General features: G+C 65.2%; 4 protein-coding genes. All 4 read right to left on the minus strand.

The features are described 5' to 3' along the window. Positions 1 to 642: DNA-processing protein DprA (locus EN935_RS27015; RefSeq protein WP_164771365.1), on the minus strand; the 642-nt coding region annotated here is incomplete at its 3' end. Between the two features lie 17 nt (positions 643 to 659). Then, complete coding sequence (gene plsY / locus EN935_RS27020) at positions 660 to 1,247, minus strand: glycerol-3-phosphate 1-O-acyltransferase PlsY (protein WP_127263473.1); 588 nt, start codon at positions 1,245 to 1,247, stop codon at positions 660 to 662. Positions 1,248 to 1,304: 57 nt separating this feature from the next. After that, positions 1,305 to 2,591: a dihydroorotase gene (locus EN935_RS27025; protein WP_127263471.1), complete on the minus strand. Its 1,287-nt coding sequence runs from the start codon at positions 2,589 to 2,591 to the stop codon at positions 1,305 to 1,307. Continuing rightward, the coding region (locus EN935_RS27030) for an aspartate carbamoyltransferase catalytic subunit (protein WP_127373796.1) at positions 2,588 to 3,495 on the minus strand (908 nt) is incomplete at its 5' end. The genes EN935_RS27025 and EN935_RS27030, both read right to left, overlap by 4 nt.

Genomic DNA, 3,495 nt, shown 5'->3' on the forward strand with positions numbered 1-3,495 from the left:
ATCCTGGGCGCGCGGCTGCCAACCGAAGGGCATTTCCGAGATGACGGCGCCGCGCTCGGCAATGTCCTGACACAGGCCGGCATTTTCAGGCGGGTAGGGCAGGTCGAGGCCTCCGGCCAGAACGCCGATGGTGCCAGTCGCCAGACTGCCCTGATGCGCCGCCGTGTCGATGCCGCGGGCCAGGCCGGAGACGATTGCATAGCCGTCGCGGCCGAGATCCGCCGCCAGCATGCGCGCCATCTTGATACCGGCCAGCGATGCGTTGCGGGCACCGACAATGGCGATCCCCGGCAGCCGGAAGACGGCGGCATTGCCTTTGACCGCCAACAGCGGCGGCGGATGGTCCATGTTGCGCAAGAGCGGCGGATAGTCAGGCTCACCAATGCCGACAAAGCGCGCGCCAGCCTTTCGGGCCGTTTCCAATTCGGCCTCGGCTTCCGCGATCGCTGGGATGCGGGCAATGCGGTTGGCGCCGCCCGAAATCATCAATTCCGGCAGCATTTCCAGTGCGACTTCGGCCGAACCGAAGCGGTTGATCAGGTCGCGAAAGGAGGCGGGGCCGACATTCTGGGTGCGAATCAGCCGCAGCCAGCTGAGCCGCTGCCGGTCGCTGAGGCGCGGCCCGGCGGTCGGCTCGCTCACCTCGGCGGCGCGCTCGCTCACCCCTTGGCTCCGATCTTGCCCTCGGTGCCGGCAAGCAGGCGGGAAATGTTTTCCCTGTGCTTGATGAAGACGATGATACTCATCACTACGAACAGTCCGGCAATTTGCGGTGTACTCAGGACATAGAGCGCGATCGGCACGACGACGGCCGCCGTCAGCGCCGCCAGCGAGGAGAAACGGAACAGGAAAGCCACCACCAGCCAGACGACGGCGAAGATCAGCGCCACCTGCCAGGCCAGGCCGATCAGCACGCCGAGATAGGTGGCGACGCCCTTGCCGCCCTTGAACCCGAGCCATACCGGGAAGAGATGACCGAGAAAGGCACCGAGACCGGCCCAGATCGCCAGTTCAGGCGCAAAATGGCCTGATATCAGCACGGCAGCCGTGCCTTTCAGCGCGTCGAGCAGCAGCGTCGCGGCGGCAAGGCCCTTGTTGCCGGTGCGCAAGACATTGGTGGCACCGATATTGCCGGAGCCGATCTTGCGCACATCACCAAGGCCGGCCGCTCGCGTCAGCAGAAGTCCGAAAGGAATCGAGCCAAGCAAATAGCCAAACACAAGCGCTGGGATGAGGCTGTAAGTCATTGTTTCCCCCGCATTTCCCCAGTTTGACCGGATCAGGCGCGGTGCGCGTTTGCCGGCTCAGGCGGAAAACACTGTGCGGCCCGCAACCAGCGTTTGCAAGACCTTACCCTGCAGCCGCGCGCCTTCGAAACAGGTGTTTTTCGAGCGCGAACGAATGCCGCTTTCGCTGACGATCCAGGGTTCGTCGAGATCGACAAGCGCAAGATCGGCGACAGCACCCGGCTTCAGCGTGCCGCCGGGCAGTCCGAACAGTCTTGCCGGAGCCGTGGACAGGGTCTCGATCAGCCGGAGCAACGGCACGTCGCCATTGTGGTAGAGCCGCAGTGCCGCGCCCAGCAGCGTCTCCAACCCTATGGCGCCGGCCGCCGCGTCGGCGAAAGGCAGGCGCTTGGTGTCGACGTCCTGCGGGTCGTGCGAGGAGACGATGATGTCGATCGTGCCGTCCCTGACCGCCTCGATCATCGCCAGCCGATCTTCTTCGGCGCGCAGGGGCGGCGTCAGGCGAAAGAAGGTGCGGTACTCGCCGACATCGTTTTCATTCAGCGACAGATTGTGGATCGCGACGCCCGATGTGACGGCTGCACCATCGGCTTTCGCGCGCGTCACGGCGTTTGCCGCCATCGCCGTCGAGATCTTTGCCGCATGGTACGAACCGCGCGTCAGCCGCGCTAGCGCAAGATCGCGCTCCAGCGGAATGGATTCGGCTTCGCGCGGAATGCCGGAAAGGCCGAGCCAGCTTGCGTAGAGGCCCTCATTCATTACGCCGGATGACCCCAGGTCGGCATCCTGCGTTTCATGCACGATGGTGGCGCCGAAGTCGCGTGCATAGGTCAGTGCGCGGCGCATCACCAGCGCGCTCGATATGGTGTGGCGGCCATCGGTGAAGGCGACCGCGCCGGCTTCGCGCAGCAGGCCGAACTCGGTCATTTCGCGCCCGTCGAGGCCCTTGGTGATTGCCGCTGCCGGAAAGACGTTGACGCTTGCCGTGTCCTTGGCGGTGCGCAGCACGAACTCGACCAACGCGACATTGTCGATCACCGGGTCGGTATCGGGCATCATGACGATGGAGGTGACGCCGCCGGCCGCTGCCGCGACACTTGCCGACGCAATGGTTTCGCGATGCTCGCCGCCCGGCTCACCGATGAAGACGCGGCCATCGATCAGGCCGGGAATGATCGCCTTGCCGGCGCAGTCGATAACGGCCGCGCCCTCGGGGGCGCCTTGGTTCAGCGCTGCCTTGCCGGCGGCGACGATCTTGCGGCCATCGACGATGACGGCGCCGACTTCGTCCATGCTGCGCGAGGGATCGACAATGCGGGCGCGCTCAAAAACCGTTATGCTCATGCGCCGCGGCCCTCATGGTTGCGGCGCGGGTCAAGCAGGGCTTCCATGACGGCCATGCGCACGGCAACGCCCATCTCGACCTGTTCCTGGATGACGCTTTGCGGACCATCGGCGATTTCCGAGGCGATCTCGACGCCGCGGTTCATCGGCCCGGGATGCATCACCAGCGCGTCGTCCTTGGCCGCCTTCAGTTTCTCTGCATCGAGGCCGAAATAGCGGAAATATTCGCGCACCGAAGGCACGAAGGCGCCTTCCATGCGCTCGCGCTGCAGGCGCAGCATCATCACCACGTCGGCGCCCTTGAGGCCTTCGGCCATCGAACGAGTGACGATGACACCCATCTTCTCGATGCCGGTGGGCAACAGCGTCGACGGCGCGACGACACGCACCTGCGCGCCGAGCGCGTTGAGCAGCATGATGTTCGAGCGCGCCACGCGCGAATGCAGGATGTCGCCGCAGATCGCCACGATCAGCTTCGACAGCGGCCCCTTGGCGCGGCGGATGGTCAGCGCATCGAGCAGCGCCTGTGTCGGGTGCTCATGCGCACCGTCGCCGGCATTGACGACGGAGCAGCCGACCTTCTGCGCCAGCAGCGCCGCCGCGCCCGCCGATTGGTGGCGGATGATCAATATGTCGGGCCGCATGGCGTTCAGCGTCATCGCCGTGTCGATGAGCGTTTCGCCCTTCTTCACCGAAGAGCTTGCCACCGACATGTTCATGACGTCGGCGCCGAGCCGCTTTCCGGCAAGCTCGAACGACGACTGCGTGCGCGTCGAGGCTTCATAGAAGAGGTTGATCTGGGTGCGGCCGCGCAGCGTCGAGGTTTTTTTCTCGGACTGCCGCGAGATCGCGACTGCGCGGTCCGCCCTGTCGAGCAATAGCTCGATGTCGGCGGGGGAAAGGT

This window comes from Mesorhizobium sp. M7D.F.Ca.US.004.03.1.1 (assembly GCF_003998635.1).
GTDB classification, from domain to species: Bacteria; Pseudomonadota; Alphaproteobacteria; order Rhizobiales; family Rhizobiaceae; genus Mesorhizobium; species Mesorhizobium loti.

What these genes read in the sequence shown, in the direction of transcription:
- plsY (WP_127263473.1), bottom strand. Translation starts at nt 1,247, where the DNA reads ATGACTTACAGCCTCATCCCAGCGCTTGTGTTTGGCTATTTGCTTGGC.
- EN935_RS27025 (WP_127263471.1), bottom strand. Translation starts at nt 2,591, where the DNA reads ATGAGCATAACGGTTTTTGAGCGCGCCCGCATTGTCGATCCCTCGCGC.